Source organism: Xenorhabdus sp. PB30.3, assembly GCF_963895965.1.
Classification (GTDB): domain Bacteria; phylum Pseudomonadota; class Gammaproteobacteria; order Enterobacterales; family Enterobacteriaceae; genus Xenorhabdus; species Xenorhabdus stockiae.
On the sequence record NZ_CAWQMW010000185.1, the window covers coordinates 1 to 18,356 of the forward strand.

Consider the following 18,356-nt stretch of genomic DNA (forward strand, 5'->3'; position numbering starts at 1 on the left):
GCTGTGATGCAAACGGTTATCCGCTGGATGCTCACTCACACTGGCACCAATAACCGCCTGAAATTGATTCAAGAGGAAAGTGAAATGAAAGGCATGATGACGGGGGAAATCATCACGGGGAGGGCGGGTAAAAAGTGCCGGGCAAGCCCTCAAAGACCGCCGCCGTCCCGCAAAAATAACGCTAACACAGTTTTTTAACAAAAAAAGACCCTCAACCGCTTGACATTGAAAGGAGGCTGACAATGACAAAGCGTACGCGTTCTGACAGCCTCAAAGGCAAAATGCAGGCGATTGTCAACGCTTTTCAGGACACCATTGAACCCCCGGCGCACGCCGGTTTAATGCCGGAGGCCATTGATTTCTATAACGACAATATCCGCACCAAGGCCCTCCATTTATGGACCCCGTCCGATCTGATCGAGGCGGTCAGTCTGGCCAATAACCAGTATGCCCTGATGGCTGTCAGTCACTACCTGCGTCAGCTGGAATCGGATTATTCGGACGGGCGCGACGAGAAGGCCATCAAAGAAAACCGCAAGTACAAACTGGAGTTAACCCGCGTGATTATCGCCCAGCGTTCCGGTCTGCAAATCCACTCACGCGCCACGAACGGTGAAAGCCGTGATCAGCGCAACAAGAATCAGAATGATGCCGAAGCGCGCGCCCTGTTAGGGGAGGTTGAGGGTGATGAGTTACTGGCTTCACCGTGGCATTAAGGAGAGGGCATGGTCAGTCAGTTATCACGGGGTGAAAAGGTGATCGCGTTTATTGAGCGCTTTTGCTTTGTCCCCGAGGGCGCGCTGTTCGGGAAACCGCTCAGACTGGAGACGTTTCAGCAAAAGTTTATCCGGGAGATTTACGATAACCCCAGCGGGACGCGCACGGCCTATTTATCGATTGCCCGCAAGAACGGCAAGACCGGCCTCATTGCCGGTATATTACTGGCCCATCTGGTGGGGCCGGAAGCGGTGCAGAACTCCCAAATCGTCAGCGGGGCCATGAGCCGTGAACAGGCGGCGATTGTGTTCAGTCTGGCGGTCAAGATGATTAACCTGAACCCCCGGTTACAGTCCCTGATCCACATTGTGCCCAGCGGTAAGCGGCTGATTGGCAAACCCTGTAATGTTGAATACAAAGCCCTGTCTGCCGATGGTAAAACAACACACGGGCTTTCCCCGGTACTGGCGATACTGGATGAGGTCGGGCAGGTCAGAGGCCCGCAGAACGATTTCATTGATGCCATTACGACCTCACAGGGCGCGCATAAACGTCCGTTACTGGTGGCGATTAGTACGCAAGCGCCCACGGATGCGGATTTACTCAGTCTCTGGCTGGATGATGCGGCGAATTCTAACGATCCAAAAATCGTGTCACATGTCCACTCTGCACCCATGGACTTGGCCATTACCGACCCTGACGCATGGAAAGCGGCCAACCCAGCGTTGGGTATCTTTCTGTCACTGGAAGAAGTTGAGGGGCAGGCCAAGCGGGCGGCGCGAATGCCATCGGAAGAGAACCGGTTCCGGAATCTGGTGTTAAATCAACGGGTATCACTGGTGTCGCCGTTTATTTCACGCAATACGTGGATGGAGTGTGCCGGCGAACTGGAACCCATCGTGGGCAAATGTTACGCCGGGCTGGACTTATCGGCAGCAAAAGACCTGACAGCGCTGGTGATTATCGGTCAGTCCGCGTCGGGCAAATGGAATGTTCACCCGTTTTTCTGGACACCGGATAAGACACTGCTGGACAGGGCGAAAACGGATCGCGTGCCTTACGACGTGTGGAAGAAGCAGGGTTTTCTGCGTACCACCCCGGGCGCTACGGTGGATTATGAATACATCGTGAAAGAACTGATTGAAATTACCGATAAATTTGATATCGAGGTGCTGCATTTTGACCGATGGCGCATTGACATTTTTAAGAAAGAAGCCAGGCGGGTTGGGCTGTCCCTGAAAATGGCACAGTTCGGGCAGGGCTATAAGGACATGTCCCCGGCCATGGACAAAACGGAGCAGTTATTACTGGAAGGCCAGATAAATCACGCCAACCATCCTGTCTTGACCATGTGTGCCGCAAACGCGGTGGTTGAGCAGGACGCCGCCGGCAACCGGAAGCTGGCAAAAGACAAATCCACCGGTCGCATGGATGGCATGATCGCCTTAGTGATGGCCGCCGGGGCACTGAATCACGCGAAAAGTACCGCCGGTCTCGATGCCTTCCTCAGAAACCCAATCATGGCAGGGGTATAAATGACGAAAAAAATAGGAAAAATCAAAAGTGCCCTCCTGAATTGGATGGGGGTACCGATAGGGCTGTTGGACGGTGCGTTCTGGCAGGAATGGATCGGGACCAGCAGCAGCGGCAAGACGGTCAACGCGGATAATGCCCTGCAATTGTCCACGGTCTGGGCGTGTGTCCGGTTACTGAGTGAAACAGTGTCAACCCTCCCGCTCAAGATATACCACTCAAAGGATGATGGCTCGCGCGAACTGGCGAAAAACCACCCCGTTTATCCGGTGCTGTGTCACCGGCCGAATCTGGAGATGACACAATCCCGGTTTATGTTAACCGTGGTCGCCAGTCTCTGCCTGCGCGGCAATGCGTTCATTGAAAAGAAGTTCATTGGTCACAAACTGGTGGCCCTGCTCCCGTTGCTCCCGCAAAACATGACGGTCAAGCGCTTGCCGAGCGGGGAGATTGAATACACCTACGCCGATACCACCGGCAAAAATCCGGAGGAGCGCCGGGTTATTCCGGCCAAGCACATGATGCATATCCGGGGGTTTGGGGTCGACGGACTGAGCGGACTCATTCCGGTTAAAACCGGGCGGGATGTGATTGGGGCAGCGCTGTCCACGGATGAGGCGGCGGCCAAAGTCTTTGAGCATGGGCTGCAAAGCTCGGGTTTCATCTCGGCGAGAACGGATCTTACCGAAGAACAAACTCAGCTTATTCAAAAACATATCACCACTTTCACCGGGTCAAAAAACGCCGGAAAAATGATGGTACTGCCGGCGGATCTGACCTATCAGAACATTACCATGAACCCGGAAGCCGCCCAGCTGTTACAGAGCCGCGCCTACAGCGTGGAAGAAATTTGCCGCTGGTTCCGGGTGCCGCCCGTGATGGTCGGTCACGCCACAAAGCAATCCAGCTGGGCCTCCTCACTGGAGGGCATGAATATGCAGTTTCTGACGCACACCCTCAGGCCATTACTGGTCAATATTGAACAGGAGATCTCGCGTTGCCTGCTGGATTCCGACAGTGATTATTACGCGGAATTCAATGTGGAAGGGCTGCTGCGGGCCGATAGCCGGGGCCGGGCCTCTTATTATGCCACCGCATTGCAAAACGCCTGGATGAGCCGCAATGAGGTCAGGCGTAAAGAGAATTTACCCCCGATTGAAGGCGGTGACGTCTTCACCGTGCAACTGAACCTGACCCCGATAGATCTGCTCGGGGAAGACCCCGAACCAAAACCGCGACCGGAGGACAACCGTAATGATGATTAAACACAAAATGCCCGCCGCCCCCGAGGGCAGGCCGTTGAAGGCGGCTTTCCACGATGTGAGACCTTTAGCCCTCGACAAATGGAACAGCGGTATTAAGGCCGCGAACACGGATAACACCCTGTCTATGCTTGACGTGATTGGAGAGAGTTTCTGGGATGAAGGGATCACCGCGAAACGAGTCGCCGGGGCGCTGCGGGCGATAGGTAACCAAGACGTCATCGTCAATATCAACAGTCCGGGCGGGGATGTGTTTGAGGGGATCGCCATTTATAACCTGCTGCGCAACCATGGTGGGAAAGTCACGGTGAATGTGCTGGGACTCGCGGCCTCCGCCGCCTCCATTATTGCGATGGCGGGCGATGAAATCAGGATGGGGCACGGCGCATTTCTCATGATCCATAACGCATGGACGTGTTGTTGTGGCAATAAAAATGACCTGCTGGCGGTAGCGGCCGCACTGAAACCGTTTGATGACGCACTGGTCGATATCTATGCCACCCGGACCGGTATCGACAAAGACACCCTTGTCCGCATGATGGACGATGAAACGTTCATTAACCATACCGATGCGCTCACACAAGGGTTTGCGGATGGGATGTTAACCGCGGATGTGGTTGATGACGGCAACGACAGTCCGCAGGCCGCCATGCGTAAACTGGATGCGTTACTGGCGAAATCTCATGTCCCCCGCGCGGAACGCAGAAAACTGTTCAATGCGTTAAATGGGCGTATGCCGGGCGCGACGACCCACAATAACGGTACGCCGGGCGCTGCCGATGACCTCAACGACGCAGCTTTAGCCAAACTGGCGACCGCTGTTAATAACTTTACTCCCAACTCACGATAATGCGGGATCTCACCATGTCTAATACGATTGAAATGTTACAAAACCTGTCCGCTAAAATTGAAGCGGCCAATAGTCAGTTCAATGCGAAAGCCGAAGAAGCCCTGAACGAAGCGAAGAAAGTCGGTGGTCTGTCCACGGAAACCAAAGCGTCCGTTGACAAGATGGCAGCGGAACTGAATACCCTGCGGGAAGCGGAAAAATCCCTCAAAGCTGAGCTGGGTGAACTGCAACAGCATGTGGCGCAAATGCCCCTGCAAAATGCGGTACACGTTGCACAGACATTAGGCCAGCAAGTGATTTCCGCGGAGCTGATGAAGGAAGTTAACGGCAATATCTCTGCCAACCGCCGTCTTAGCGTGCCGGTGCAGGCCGCCCTGACGACCCCGAAACTGCCGGATCGCGTTATCGAGCCGCACCGATTGCCTGACATTGACGTCAAACCCAAGCACCGTCTGTTTATTCGCGATTTAATCGCCGGGGGGACCACCACGTCGAACGCGATTTTCTGGGTGCAACAAACCGGTTTCACCAATAAAGCGGCGGCGGTCCCGGAAGGCACGGCAAAGCCTTACAGTGATATCACCTTCGCCACGCAAATTACCCCGGTGGCAACACTGGCGCACATGTTCAAGGCGTCCAAGCAGGTGCTGGACGATTTCGGTCAGTTAAAATCGCTGATTGACAGTGAAATGCGTTACGGCCTGAAATTTGTGGAAGAGCAGCAGATCCTGTTCGGTGACGGGGCGAACGGCAATATCAAAGGCATTGTGCCGCAGGCCAGTCAGTACAAGGCGGAAATCAAGGTGGAGAAAGCGACCGCCATTGATGATATCCGGCTGGCGATGTTGCAGGCGCAATTAGCGTTGCTGCCCCCGTCGGCGATTGTGACCCACTTTGTTGACTGGGCGACAGTGGAGCTGATTAAGGACAGTCTCGGGCGTTATTTGTTGTCCAATCCGCAAGGCTATACCACCCCGACGTTATGGGGTCTGCCGGTGATTGCGACAGATGTCGCGGCCTTCCGGGGTAAGTTTCTGGTCGGTGCGTTTGATTCTGCCGCTCAGATTTTTGACCGGGAACAAATGAACGTCGTTATCTCCAGTGAGAACGAAGACGACTTCGGCAAGAACATGATCTCCATTCGTTGTGAAGAGCGTCTGGCACTGGCCGTCAAACGCCCGGAAGCCTTTATTTACGGTGATTTTATCGCTTCGGTAGCCCCCAAAGGTTAATCACATGACTCACGGCGGTCACTGGCCGCCTTTTTGATGACAGGTGACGGATGATACCCCTTTCCATGATTAAAGATCATTGCCGGCTGGATTCATCACAGGATGATGCCTTGCTCGAGCAATACGAAAACGCCGCCATTCACTATGCCCTGAACTATACCGACAGAAAAACGCTGCATATTCCGCAGGGGTTATCCCCGGAACCCGCAACAGAAAAGACCGCGCCGCCGGAGTCCATTGATGATAACGCTTTGGTCTTAAACGAGGCGGTGATTCAGGCCCTGTTGCTGCTTATCGGCCATTGGTATGAGAACCGGACCGCCGTGGTGGTAGGACAGTCGGCGGCAACCCTTCCGTTTGCCGTTAAGTCACTGCTGCAACCCTATAAACGCTACCGTCTGTGAGGTGCTTATGGATATCGGCCGACTTCGCCATCGGATAGAGATTCAGGCTATCCGGGCTAACCAGACCCCCGCCGGTAGCGTCATCAAAGAGCGTTATACCGTGGCGACCGTCTGGGCAGAGGCCAGGTTCATCAGCGGGCGTGAACTGGTGGCCTCTAAAGCAGTACTGTCTGAAAGCCTTGTCCGGTTCTGGATACGTTAAATAATCATGGATCTTCGTCAGCTTGCGTTAACCCCCCGCCTGGGCTTTCGCACCAAAACCGTGACCGTGCAAGAGTGGCATCACGCCACGGTTATCCTGCGGGAACCCTCTGCCGCCGCATGGGTCGCATGGAATGAGATCATGCAGCCGGAAACCGACGAGGAGGAGGTGCCCCTGTCGGTCGCAGAGAAGGTATTGCGTAATACCCGTGCTGATGTCGCGCTCTTTATTGATGTGTTGTGTGATGAACAGGGTGTACCGGTTTTCACCCCGGACGATACCGAGGCGGTGATGAAAATCTATGCCCCGGCGCATGCCCGTCTGTTGCATCAGGCACTCAGTCTGGTGACGGACACTGATGATGCGGAAAAAAAGTCCGATCCCCGTTAACCCGCTTTATGCTGACGCTCGCCCTGCGACTGGGCAAAACCCTGTCTGCGTTGCAGCGTGAGCTGAGTGCCAGCGAGCTGATGCTGTGGCTGGCGTATGATCGTCTCAGTCCCCTCAGTGACCAGCGCGGGGATATTCAGGCCGCCCAGATTGCGGCCGCTGTGTATCAGTCGCAGGGCGTCAAAGTCAGTCTGGATGAGGCGTTGCTGCAATGGGGAAATCAAGACGACGCGCAGCAGGATGACCTCGAACACTTCTTTGCTCATCTCGCATAGGAAATACTGTGGCAAAACTCCGCGAACTTATCATTAAAATATCGGCAAATTCCAGCTCATACCAGAGTGAAATTGCCAAAGCCGCCCGTCTGGGGGAAAACTATCACCGGGTGATGGAAGGCGGTAACCGCCGTGCCGCCGCCAGAAGCAGCAGTGCCGCCCTGCGTGATCTGAATCATCAGCTGGTTTCCGTCAAAGCGTCTGCGATGGGCCTGACCGGGGCGTTTGCGGGCATTTTTGCCACCAGTAAATTAGTGGAAACGGCGGATAAATGGACCAACCTGAATTCAAGGTTAAAACTGGCGACACAATCCAGTCTGGATCTGGCGGAAAGCCAGCGAATGCTGATGGCAATGAGCCAGAAAACCGGCACCTCTTTTGAAGCTAACGCGACCGTCTTCGCCCGTGCCGCCACGCCCATGCGGGCGTTAGGTTATGCCACGAAAGATATTGTCGGTATGACCGAGACCCTGTCTGCCGGGTTAAGGGTGTCGGGGGCCTCTGCGTCAGAAGCCAGCTCCGTGCTTATTCAGTTCTCACAGGCCATGTCCTCCGGTGTCCTGCGGGGGGAAGAATTTAATGCCATGGCAGAGAACGGCGGGCGTATCCTTCAGGCCTTGGCGGATGGTCTCGGGGTCTCCAGAACGAAAATGAAAGCCATGGCGGATGGCGGTCTGCTGACCATGGATAAAGTCATTCCGGCCTTATTGAGTCAGCTAGGTAAGTTAAGAGCCGAAAGTGAATCCATGGGGGCCACGGTTGAGAAATCGTTAACCCGTGTGCAGAACTCCTTCATGGAATGGGTGGGGGACGTTAACAAGGCCACCGGGACAACACGTGTGCTTGCCGGCACGCTGGATGATCTGTCCAAAAATATCAACAATGTCGCCGCCGCCGGGATGGTCATAGCGGGCTTGTTCGGGGCGAAAGCCATCGGTAACCGGCTAACGGCGATTCAGGCTTCAACCGCGGCGTTAATCCAGAATTCCCGGGCCGAAATCAATAACGCTGATCAGGCTTACCGTAATGCGCAGGTTCAGGTGGCGAATGCCAGAGCAACGGAGCTTCAGGCCCAGCGCAATGTCTTAGCGGCACGCTCAAGATTACTGCAAACCACCAACGATCAGCAATTTACCGCCGCCCAGTTGAGATTAAACCGGGCGATAGAGGCAGAGGCAAAAGCGCATGCAGTGGTCACTCAGAGTATTGCCGCCAGAACCGCCGCGCAGTCAAGGCTGAATGCCGTCACCTCACTGGGTCAACGGATGGGGGGCGCGCTGCTGGGTGCGGTAGGCGGTATTCCCGGTGCATTGATACTGGCTGCCGGTGCCGCTTATATGTTGTATCAGAATCAGAAACAAGCCAAGGAAGAGGCACGAGAATACGCGAACACTATAGATGTCATCAAGAATAAACTTGAAGGGCTATCACTCATTCAATTAAGCGATGAGACCAAAAAGATCAAAGATGTCATTGAGGTGGTTAAAAATGACTTGGAGAGTTTAAAGGCAGACCTTGAAGTTAAGGTATCGCAATTAAAAGATGCTAAATCCTTAGCGAATTCACCCACTCTGGCGGCTCGATGGAAGCAAAGTCCCGAATTCTTCAAAAAATCCGCAGTGAATCTGGAACAGGATATTCTCATTTTAAAGGAGAAAATAAACGAAAAGGAAGCAAAAAGCATCGAATTAAATGAAACGCTAGTTTCTTTGCAAGAGAAATTCAAGTCGAAAGCAGTAGAAAGCGCTGAGAAAGAAAAATCGTTGCTGCAATAAGCGAGGCTAGAAGAACGGGTAATGTCACAATAGCGCTACAGAATCAGAAGCTTGAATATACCGTCGAGATAATGGAGCGGCTTAAGCGGGCGGCTATTGATGTCTCCGGGCTTCATATTCCCGTCCCCGAGGTGAAATTTGAACCCAATGATAAATTAAAAGCACTTTTAGCCGACCAGGAAAGGGAAATTGATCTCTCCAGAAGAAAGGGACTGGACAAGGCTCAGCGTGAGGCACACTACAAGGCTATTGATGCGGGACTCAACCCGAATGACCGGCAGCAGAAGCCCTACGTGGATCGGATGGTTAACAATGCCACCCAGATATATCAGAACACCGAGGCGATGCGGAAACAGGACGAAGCCGCTCGGGAAGCCCGGAATGCCGCAGAAAGAGCCACTCAGAAAGCCGCCAGAGCGGCGGAAGATTACGCCCAAAAAGTGGCGGAACTGAACACCCAGTTAGCCACAGAAGCGGTTCGTTATCAGGACGGTAATACCGCCGCTGAGCGGTTTGCGGCAGCTCAGGGTAACGTGACGAAGTTCACGCAGGCGCAAAACACCCAGCTCAATCTGTTAAACCAGAAACTGGAAGAAGCCAAGCAGCGCTATCAGGATTTGCAGGCAGCCATTGAAGCCGATCCGTTCCGCCATACTGCCAAAAGAACTCAGGAAGCCACTGAACAACTCCAGCGGCAGAAGGCCAATGGTCAGATTGAATCCCCCGCTGAGTACACTTACCGAAAAAGTGAAATCTGGAAAGACGATGTGAGAGGCAAGGCGGAGGCCAGCCAACAATATGCGGTTTCTGCGAAAAATGACCTGCTGGGTGATGTTGATCCGATTCAGGATATTGAGAACCAGCTGGAACGCAAAAAAGCCCTTTATCAGACCTATGCCGACGCCGAAGTTATCTCTCAGCAACGCAAAGGTGAACTGATTCTTGCTGCCGAACGCGATACGGACAGTAAACGGATTGAAGCCGCCAAACAGGTCTTTGCGAGTCAGGGTGAGTTACAATCACTTGCCGTCACGATGTTTGAGACCACGCAGGAGCGGATGGGGAACATGATCACCGGCCTGCTGACCGGGAGTAAATCCCTGCGGGAAGGGATGTCGGAGCTGTTCGCGTCACTGGCGCAGGATGTGGTGAAAAGTCTGGTCAAAATGGCGGCACAAGCCTTGATCACCAATACCATTATGAAAGGGATGGGGTCAATGGGTGGCGGCGGTATGTTCAGTGGCTTTGCGTCGATGTTCACCCAGAATGCCAAAGGCGGCGTTTATACCTCGGCCAACCTGAGTCAGTACAGTGGGCAAATTGTTAATAGCCCGACGCTGTTTGCTTTTGCTAAGGGTGCAGGTCTGATGGGGGAGGCCGGACCGGAAGCGATTATGCCGCTGGCCCGCACCAGTAATGGCAGTCTCGGGGTCAGGTTAGTCGGACAAAACCTGAATACCGCCGGGGCGGCCCCTCAGGTCTATATCACTATCAACAATGAACAAACCACTCAAACGACCTCACCGGGCTGGGAGCAGTTCGGTAGCGAGATCGGGCGTTTTGTCGAACAACGTTACCGGGAATTGATGAACCGGGATTTAGGTCAGGGTGGTGTACTTAACCGAGCTATCAGAGGAGGCCGATAATGGCATTGGAAGAATTTACCTATATTCCGCGCGTGAATCCGATAGGGGATATCACGCAACGGGTGCGCACGGTGCAGTTTGGTGACGGGTACACACAACGCAGTGGTAGTGGACTGAATAACGAGCATCAAAGCTGGACCGTCAGTTTTGTGGGCAATCTGGGTTACATTGAAGAAATCCGGCAATTTCTGATACGTCATGCCGGGTATCGTGCCTTTACATGGCGGAATCCAATGTCAAAATTGGGCTTGTATGTCTGTCAGGGACACCGGGTTACTGCCATGGGCATGAATAGCCGACAGGAACAGATGTATCAGCTGTCTGCTGCCTTTGAAACCAGCTATCAACCTTAGGAGACGATAATGCCAATGCAAGCCGATCTCCAGCGTCTGGTGGCGGGGAGTAAAGTCTTATTGTTTGCCCTTGATGGTTCGGTTTTTGGTGGGCCAGAGCTGTATTTTCACAGTCACCCCATTCCCTATACCCAGACCGAGCTGACTGACACTGATAAACTGCCGGTGAAGTCCCTCTGGTGGCAAGGCAGAGAATATAAGCCGTGGCCGGTTGAAATTAAGGGACTGGAGATTCAGAGTGATGGCAGTACCGCTTCTCCCGCGTTAAAGGTCGCTAATCTGGACGGCACGATCAGCGCCCTGTGTCTGGCTTATCAGAATATGGTGCAGGCGCGTATCACTATTCATATGACCTTTGCGCATTATCTGGATGCCCGCAATTTCCCCGAAGGCAATCCCGAGGCTGACCCGACACAGGAAAAAGTAGACGTTTTTTACATCGACAGCAAGACGCACGAGGATAATGAAAGCGTCCAGTTTGCCCTGTCTTCTCCGGCAGATTTGCAGGGGATTCAGATCCCCACACGTCAAATCCATAGCCTGTGTACAGGGTGTATGCGCGGCCTGTATCGCAAATCCCCCTGTCACTACACGGGAACGCGCTATTTTGATGAAGAGGGTAACTCAACGGATGATCCGTCAAAGGATGTATGCGGTGGCCTGATGAATGATTGCAAACTGCGGTTCGGTGAAAATGCGCAATTGCCGTTTGGTGGCTTTCCCGGCTCTGCGTTATTGAGGCGTTAATATGGAAATACTGCGCCCGCACATTATCAGTAGCATCCTAGAACACGCCAAAGCCGACTACCCGAATGAATGCTGCGGACTGGTCATTCAGAACAGTCGCAAGCAACAATATATCCCCTGCCGTAATACCGCCTCAGTCCCAACAGAGCAATTCAGTCTTCACCCGGAAGATTACGCAATTGCCGAAGATGCCGGAACCATAGTGGCAATAGTCCACAGTCACCCGGACGCAACCACCCAGCCCAGTCAGTTAGACATTGCTCAGTGTGACCTGTCACAACTCCCGTGGGTGATCGTCTCATGGCCGGAAGGGGATATCCGTACGCTGATGCCCTCGGCGGGGATTAAGCCTTTGCTGGAACGACCGTTTGTCCACGGTATATGGGACTGTTACGCCATTGTCCGTGACTGGTATCGGCTGGAACGCAACATTGAACTGCCCGATTTTGTCCGTACGGATGGGTGGTGGTACCGGGGCGAAAATCTCTATATGCAGTACTACGCCTCGGCGGGGTTTGTTGAGTGCAGCGGGGAATTACAGGTCGGTGATGTGATCATCATGCAGGTGCAGGCCCGTGAACCCAATCATGCGGGGGTGTATCTCGGTGAGGGCCTGATGCTGCACCATATGTACGGGCAACTCAGCAACCGCGTGTCTTACAGTGGCTACTGGCAGGAACGCACGGTGAAAATCGTCAGATATCAGGGGGAATGATGGAAACGATACGCACAATACGCTTATACGGCCCACTCGGTACGCAGTTTGGGCGCGAATATCAACTGGCCGTATCCTCTTCAATTGAGGCTGTCCGGGCCTTGTCTGTGCTGGTTGATGGCTTTGAAAAATACCTGTTAACTGCCAGAGAGCGCGGGTTAACCTTTGCCGTGTTTATCGGCAAGCGCAATATCAGTCAGGATGAACTGGCCTTTTCCGGGGAAGGGGATATTCGGATTGTCCCGGTGATCATTGGCAGTAAAAAAGCCGGGGTATTCCAGACGATACTCGGCGCAGTCATGGTCGTTGCGGGGGCGTTCTTGTGGTACACGCCCTATGGTGTGCCGATGGTGATGTCCGGTGTAGGTATGATGCTGGGCGGGGTGGTGCAGATGCTCTCCCCGATGCCGGGCGGACTGGCGCGACGGGAAGACCCCGATAATAAACCCAGCTATGCGTTTGGTGGCCCGGTCAACTCCATCGCGCAGGGTAACCCGGTGCCGATTGGTTACGGTCAACGCCGTATCGGGGGTGCCATTATCTCCGCGGGGATTTACGCCGAAGATCAGCAATAACGCTTCACAATGTTCAGTCAGGTCGCGCAAGCGGCTTTTTTTACGGGTGAAATATGGAACAGCATCGAATTCAGGGTAGTAAAGGCGGCAGTGACAGCCCACGTACCCCGGTCGAATCGCCGGATTCGCTACAGTCTACCTCGTATGCCAAAATCTTACTGGCGCTGGGGGAAGGGGAATTCGCCGGTGGATTGGATGGGACCAATATCTTTCTGGATAACACGCCGATCATCGGGCCGGACGGTAAGCCTAACTTTGAGGGGGTAAAGTGGGAATTTCGTCACGGGACCCCGCATCAGGACTATATCAAAGGAATGCCAGCGGTCGAGAATGAATTAAGGGTGGGTACTGAATTGATAGAAACATGGGTGAAGTCAGTGACTAACACTCAGCTTTCTGCGGTGCGCATCCGGCTTACATGGGGACCATTACAACAACAGAAAGAAGATAATGGCGATATGGTCGGGTATGTCATTGACTATGCGATAGATATCTCAACAGATGGCGGGGCCTATCAGGAGGTACTTAAAACAGCAGAGGACGGTAAAACAACCACTCAGTATCCTCGATCACATCGTATTGATTTGCCTAAAGCGCACTCCGGTTGGCTGGTGCGCGTTCGTCGACTCACCCCAAAGCAGAATTCGGGACGTATTTTTGATTCTATGGTCGTTGAGGCTATCACTGAGGTTATCGATGCGAAGCTGAGTTACCCCGAAACAGCTTTACTGTTCGTTCAGTTTGATGCCAAACAGTTTCGTAATATTCCGCAGGTTTCCTGTGAGCCGAAAATGCGCGTCATTCGTGTGCCGGATAATTATAACCCGGAAGCCCGTAGTTATTCCGGCGTGTGGTCAGGACAATTCAAATGGGCGTGGACGGATAATCCGGCATGGGTGCTGTACGACCTGATGATCAACGACCGGTTTAGCATTGGCTCACGGGTGAAAACCGAAAACTTAAGTCTCGCCAAATGGGATTTATACCGGATTGCGCAGTATTGTGATCAGTCCGTGCCGGACGGTAAAGGTGGCACTGAGCCGCGGCATACCTGCAATGTCTATATCCAGTCACAGGAAGAGGCATGGACGGTATTACGGGATATCGCCGGTATCTTCCGGGGCATGACCTACTGGGCCAACAATAACATGAACGTGCTGGCGGATATGCCCCGGGATGTGGATTATCTCTACACCCGCGCCAATGTACGTGATGGTAAGTTTGTCTACAGCAGTGCCAGTGAGAAGACCCATTATTCTACCGCGATGGTCAGCTGGTCAGATCCGCAGAACGGCTATCAGGATGCGGTGGAACCTGTGTTTGACCACCGGTTAATTCGCCGCTTTCAGGTCAAGCAGGCCGATGTGACCGCGATTGGTTGTATCCGTCAGAGTGAAGCGATTCGGCACGGTAAATGGATATTGCACACCAACGAGTATGACCGGATGGTCAGTTTTACCGTGGGGCTGGAGGGCAAAATTCCCTTGCCCGGTTATGTTATCGGAGTAGCCGATGAGATGTTGGCAGGCCGTGTTTTGGGTGGTCGTCTCCATCGTGTAGACGGACGTAATATCACGCTTGACCGGGTGTCGTCGGCGAAAGTGGGGGAACGGCTGATTCTGAACCTCCCTTCGGGTAAAGCCGAGGGCCGCACCATTCAGGCGGTTAACGGGAAGGTGATCACCGTCACGACCGCTTACTCTGAAACGCCGATTGCCGAATCCGTTTGGGCCATTGATGCCACCGATTTAGCCATTCAGCTATTCCGGGTGACCGGCATTAAAGAAGGGGATGACGGTGTTTCGTTTGAAATTACCGCCATTGAGCATAACCCGGATAAATACGCGCACATTGATACCGGCATTCGCATTGACGAACGTCCCATTTCCCTGATTCCGCCCGGCGTACAAACACCACCGAAACATGTCGTTATCAGTAGTGATTCGGTGGTTCATCAGGGCATTGCCATTACCACACTGCGGGTAACGTGGGATGCCGCCGAAAGCGCCATTGCCTATGAAGCCGAATGGCGTCGGGATAATGGTAACTGGATAGCCGCACCGAGAACCTCAACACAGGGCTTTGAAGTACCGAACATCTATGCCGGACGCTATCAGGCCCAGGTACGGGCCATTAATGCTGCGGAAATCTCCAGTCTGTGGGCCAATGCGCCGGAAACGCACCTGAAGGGCAAAGCCGGGGAGCCGCCTGCGCCGCTGGGCTTTAAAGCCACGCCGATTGTGTTTGGTATCCAGTTAGACTGGGGCTTTGCGCCTCATACGGACGATACGCTGAAAACCGAAATCCAGTACAGCCCGACGAGTGACGGCGAGGGACTGATGTTACTGTCCGACATTCCCTACCCACAAAAGACCTATGTGATGCAGGGACTGGCCGCCGGCGTCGCGTTCTATTTCCGTGCCCGACTGGTGGACAAATCCGGTAATCCCTCCCCGTGGACCGACTTTCTGCGGGGCGAATCCTCCACAGATGCGAGCTGGATTACTGACGCCGTCGGTGACCAGCTTATGACAGCCGAGGCCGGAAAGCGGCTACAGGCACAACTGGATTATCAGGCGGAAGCGGACCTGATTAATGGGGTCGCTATTCAACAGAATAGTTTTGAGCTGATGGCAAGGGATGGGGAAAACAAGGCCGAAATCCGGCGACTTGACCGGGTGTTTGCTGACCGTGAAGTTGCCTGGGCGCAATCCATTAAAGAAGTGAAATCCAGCGTCGGAGAGAATCGCTCTTCCATTCAGGAAAACCAGAAATCCATCAATAAATTAGACTTGTCATTTGCAGAGAGCGAACAGCGTGTTCAGGCGCAACTAAAAGATCAGCAGGCGATCATCAGCACCAAAATGCAAGCCGAGTTTAATCAGCCCGGCAATGGTTACGCTATTCATAGCGTGAATATCACTCTTAAGCACAATGGGGTGAAGTATAACGCCGGGGGCATGGTGATTAGTGGTGAGATTAAAAACGGTCAACTGGAATCCTATATTGGGTTTTCTGCGAATAACTTTGCGTTTTATAACCCCGCTAACGGGAAAATGGAGCCGCTTATGGTCGCCAAAAATGGGCAGTTATTTGTACAGGATGCCTTTATTGATGTGGCGAATATTCGCAAGCTGGTTGTCGGGGATGAAATTAAATCCGCTAACTTCGACCCCCGGAACAGAACCGGCTTCAGGCTGGATATGCGCACCGGAGAAATGACCAGTTACGGTCAGGGTTCAGGCGGTTACTGGGTAGAAACCAACAACCTGAAACAGTTGTTTGACAGTCGCGGACGGTTACGTATCCGAATGGGGTTTTGGTAATGGGGATGGGATTAGAGATTTATGACGAGCAGGGGCGGGTGATTATCACCACGAATAACATCATTCCGCGCTTTCTGGGGACACACATGATCCCGCTGAGCAAGTCCGGCAGTCTGTATTTGCCGGGTCTGAGTGAGGGCGGCAATGTCACCGCCCGGTTTTTTTTACGCATGCGGAGTCATCAGGGGTTGCAGGTTCATAAAGCCATTCTGAGTAATGAGTTCACCACGTTCAGCGTCTCCGGCAGCACCTTCCGTTATCAGGTCGATTATGATGAATATCGCTGGGAGCACATGGGGTGCGGGGGCGGTCAGAGCGGCGTTTGGGATGAAATGCAAAACTTTGTCACGATTTGGGCGATTTAAGATGCTGGGATTAGAGTTTTATACCGATAACGGGCTGGTGCAGCTCTCCGATAAAACACCGTCACTGGGCCTTCTCAGAAAGGCCGGGGCGGATGAAAGTAATGTCGGCTGGGATGAGCGTTACTACAACTATGCGGAAGTGTACGGGGCAGGCGGGAAGTATTTCTTTGCGCCTGTCTCACAACTGTCCGTCTGGGGTAACAGCGGGCTGGAAGTCTACAGCGAGCGCGGGGAGCTGATGTTCTCCTCGGCGATGAAACTACTGTCGTTTGTGCGGTATTTTTCTGTCGATATGCCCAACAACCAATACCGACCGTTTGTGCATGTGGGAGAGGCCGGACGGCGTTACGGAGTTATGCTGATAAAATCCCAGTCTCGCCAGCATTATAAAAATGTCCGGTTCTCGCCGGGGGTCGATAATCCGCCTTTTTATGATGATGAATGGGATTATGATGTGTATGTCGAGTCATTCAAGCCCCGGTATGGCAATGGCCGGATTGAACTCGCTTATACCTATGACTATCTGCGTCATGAGGCCAGCCCGAGTAACCCCGGCACATGGCGCGGCCCACCGCCCCTGATGGCAGGCTTTATCGTCGATTTAACCATGATAGAAGGTTAACCCTCTCCGTTTTATTCATCTCAGGAATTCATCACCCCTCGTCGGTATCAACAATTTTAGGCATACGTGCAGCGCCTTTTTCAGTCCAGAGTGTCAGCAATGATGTATGTTTATTAACTGAGTGAATATCTTTCACTTGGTTGACTACCCTCTTAAAAATATGCAGATAACTATTTGATTTAGATGATGATGGAAAAAGCCGCTCCCCCAAAGGGTAGCATTCGCCGTGCTATCCTTTTCTTTTTGTAACTGACTAACTGTCAGTCGCAAATTTTGCGCACCTCTTAAAGAGGTGTACAAATTCTGTGAGTCAGCCAGGCTGACGCTCAAATTGTGAGTAACTATCGGTTACGCTCAAGACCATTTGCGACTGATTAACTGTCAGTTACACCCAAAGTCCGATTATCGGATATTGCCCATGTTTAGGGTGGTTGCGATGGATTTCGTCGACACAAACTAACCCTCTTAAAGAGATGTAGTTCTTGTTCCGGGCAACGAGACAACTGACCCACAAATTGTAGGTCAGTTACGCTATGAGCAGGTTGCATATTTTCAGTGCACTCATTTGTCAGCCAATGAAATAATAATTGCAAAGTGAGAACTCAGCAGCAGGTAGGTATGTTAAACGTGCCGAGTTATTTTTGACCAACCCTCTTTAAGAGGGTAGCCTCTGAGTTTATTTCCATGCCTCAGTTTCAAACGGAAGCGTGACATAGCACTAAACCTGCACCATGCAGGAGATAAGGGATATCAGGGAGTTAAAGGTGGTTTTACGTGAAAAAGGCCACATTAAGCAGCCTTGAATTCAGTGTGTAGATTTATTTCCAGTTGAGCGAGAAAGCCTTAGTTTGTCCTGTTTGTTGCATTTGCTGTAACAAAACACCCAGTTTTTGCGCTTCAGAATGTTGAGAATGAAATTCAACACCATAATCTCCAACACCACAAACTCCAGTATTACCTACTGGGGATGGCTTTCCAAGATTATGAACCATACCGTCAACAGTTACCCAAAGGTCATTATCTTGAAATAATTTTATAACCCTTTGTCGACTTTCTTCATTTGGTTTAACCTCTACATCAAGATAAAACCCTGTAGAATTCCAAAGAAAAGCCCATATTCTGACTATATCAACTATATTGTTTTGTTTTGCGCTTAAAATACCAAAAGGATTCCAATTAGTATTTATTACATATCCCCAAGCGGCTAAATAACTTTTCATAATAGTGGGACACTCGATTTACTTTATCTGAAAGAATCTATTTGCAGATTTTTTCAAGAATTTTTTCACATTACTGAGCAGTTGCCACATATACCGACAACAATGGTTACGTGTGACTGTTTCATGTAACGTGTGCCATAAGTATTC

Annotated in this window: 20 protein-coding genes and 2 pseudogenes; 19 read left to right on the forward strand and 3 right to left on the reverse strand. The window is 52.4% G+C overall.

The annotated features are described in order from the left end of the window. The 19 genes from AACX38_RS19355 to AACX38_RS19445 form a co-directional block, all read left to right on the forward strand. Window positions 1-198, forward strand: a 198-nt coding sequence (locus AACX38_RS19355; RefSeq protein WP_228865267.1) for a hypothetical protein, incomplete at its 5' end; no start/stop codon positions are given. A 44-nt stretch (window positions 199-242) separates the two neighbouring features. Next, window positions 243-716, forward strand: a complete 474-nt coding sequence (locus AACX38_RS19360) for a terminase (protein ID WP_099121740.1) — start codon at window positions 243-245, stop codon at window positions 714-716. 9 nt (window positions 717-725) lie between these two features. Continuing rightward, window positions 726-2,252, forward strand: a complete 1,527-nt coding sequence (locus tag AACX38_RS19365; RefSeq protein WP_228865269.1) for a terminase large subunit — start codon at window positions 726-728, stop codon at window positions 2,250-2,252. Further along, window positions 2,253-3,515: a phage portal protein gene (locus AACX38_RS19370; RefSeq protein WP_370630642.1), complete on the forward strand. Its 1,263-nt coding sequence runs from the start codon at window positions 2,253-2,255 to the stop codon at window positions 3,513-3,515. Beyond that, window positions 3,508-4,362, forward strand: coding sequence for a head maturation protease, ClpP-related (locus AACX38_RS19375; RefSeq protein WP_228865302.1), 855 nt, complete (start codon window positions 3,508-3,510; stop codon window positions 4,360-4,362). Before AACX38_RS19370 ends, AACX38_RS19375 begins: the two co-directional genes overlap by 8 nt. Before the next feature lie 14 nt (window positions 4,363-4,376). Further along, entirely contained in the window at window positions 4,377-5,594 is a 1,218-nt protein-coding gene (locus tag AACX38_RS19380; protein WP_228865270.1) for a phage major capsid protein, read from the forward strand. Between the two features lie 50 nt (window positions 5,595-5,644). After that, window positions 5,645-5,998 carry a head-tail connector protein gene (locus AACX38_RS19385; RefSeq protein WP_255712217.1) on the forward strand — a complete coding sequence of 118 codons (354 nt, stop codon included), beginning with the start codon at window positions 5,645-5,647 and terminating at the stop codon, window positions 5,996-5,998. Between the two features lie 7 nt (window positions 5,999-6,005). Further along, window positions 6,006-6,200: a head-tail adaptor protein gene (locus AACX38_RS19390; protein WP_228865277.1), complete on the forward strand. Its 195-nt coding sequence runs from the start codon at window positions 6,006-6,008 to the stop codon at window positions 6,198-6,200. A gap of 6 nt (window positions 6,201-6,206) precedes the next feature. Beyond that, the gene (locus tag AACX38_RS19395) at window positions 6,207-6,590 is read left to right on the forward strand and encodes a phage tail assembly chaperone (RefSeq protein ID WP_099108275.1); all 384 of its coding nucleotides are present in this window, start codon (window positions 6,207-6,209) and stop codon (window positions 6,588-6,590) included. An 8-nt stretch (window positions 6,591-6,598) separates the two neighbouring features. Further along, complete coding sequence (locus AACX38_RS19400) at window positions 6,599-6,865, forward strand: phage tail assembly protein T (RefSeq protein ID WP_099108274.1); 267 nt, start codon at window positions 6,599-6,601, stop codon at window positions 6,863-6,865. A gap of 8 nt (window positions 6,866-6,873) precedes the next feature. Next, window positions 6,874-8,640, forward strand: coding sequence for a tape measure protein (locus tag AACX38_RS19405; RefSeq protein WP_228865278.1), 1,767 nt, complete (start codon window positions 6,874-6,876; stop codon window positions 8,638-8,640). Between the two features lie 71 nt (window positions 8,641-8,711). Continuing rightward, complete coding sequence (locus AACX38_RS19410; RefSeq protein ID WP_228865281.1) at window positions 8,712-10,286, forward strand: hypothetical protein; 1,575 nt, start codon at window positions 8,712-8,714, stop codon at window positions 10,284-10,286. Continuing rightward, complete coding sequence (locus AACX38_RS19415) at window positions 10,286-10,639, forward strand: phage tail protein (protein ID WP_228865282.1); 354 nt, start codon at window positions 10,286-10,288, stop codon at window positions 10,637-10,639. Before AACX38_RS19410 ends, AACX38_RS19415 begins: the two co-directional genes overlap by 1 nt. Window positions 10,640-10,648: 9 nt before the next feature. Continuing rightward, window positions 10,649-11,386, forward strand: a complete 738-nt coding sequence (locus AACX38_RS19420; RefSeq protein ID WP_228865283.1) for a phage minor tail protein L — start codon at window positions 10,649-10,651, stop codon at window positions 11,384-11,386. Between the two features lies 1 nt (window position 11,387). Continuing rightward, on the forward strand, window positions 11,388-12,101 hold the full coding sequence (locus tag AACX38_RS19425) for a C40 family peptidase (RefSeq protein ID WP_370630643.1): 714 nt from the start codon (window positions 11,388-11,390) through the stop codon (window positions 12,099-12,101). Beyond that, the gene (locus AACX38_RS19430; RefSeq protein ID WP_228865284.1) at window positions 12,101-12,676 is read left to right on the forward strand and encodes a tail assembly protein; all 576 of its coding nucleotides are present in this window, start codon (window positions 12,101-12,103) and stop codon (window positions 12,674-12,676) included. The genes AACX38_RS19425 and AACX38_RS19430 overlap by 1 nt, the downstream gene beginning before the upstream one ends. Before the next feature lie 53 nt (window positions 12,677-12,729). Further along, on the forward strand, window positions 12,730-16,002 hold the full coding sequence (locus tag AACX38_RS19435) for a host specificity protein J (RefSeq protein WP_228865285.1): 3,273 nt from the start codon (window positions 12,730-12,732) through the stop codon (window positions 16,000-16,002). After that, a complete protein-coding gene (locus tag AACX38_RS19440; protein WP_228865297.1) occupies window positions 16,002-16,367 on the forward strand; it encodes a hypothetical protein in 366 nt (121 codons plus the stop codon). The genes AACX38_RS19435 and AACX38_RS19440 overlap by 1 nt, the downstream gene beginning before the upstream one ends. Next, window positions 16,330-16,989, forward strand: coding sequence for a hypothetical protein (locus tag AACX38_RS19445; protein ID WP_228865298.1), 660 nt, complete (start codon window positions 16,330-16,332; stop codon window positions 16,987-16,989). Before AACX38_RS19440 ends, AACX38_RS19445 begins: the two co-directional genes overlap by 38 nt. A gap of 37 nt (window positions 16,990-17,026) precedes the next feature. Here AACX38_RS19445 and AACX38_RS19450 read toward each other — a convergent pair. The 3 genes and pseudogenes from AACX38_RS19450 to AACX38_RS19460 form a co-directional block, all read right to left on the reverse strand. Further along, a pseudogene (locus AACX38_RS19450) lies at window positions 17,027-17,131 on the reverse strand (ORF6N domain-containing protein); the annotation flags it as partial. Window positions 17,132-17,807: 676 nt separating this feature from the next. Beyond that, window positions 17,808-18,209: a DUF7823 domain-containing protein gene (locus AACX38_RS19455; protein ID WP_228865300.1), complete on the reverse strand. Its 402-nt coding sequence runs from the start codon at window positions 18,207-18,209 to the stop codon at window positions 17,808-17,810. Between the two features lie 18 nt (window positions 18,210-18,227). After that, a pseudogene (locus AACX38_RS19460) lies at window positions 18,228-18,356 on the reverse strand (hypothetical protein); the annotation flags it as partial.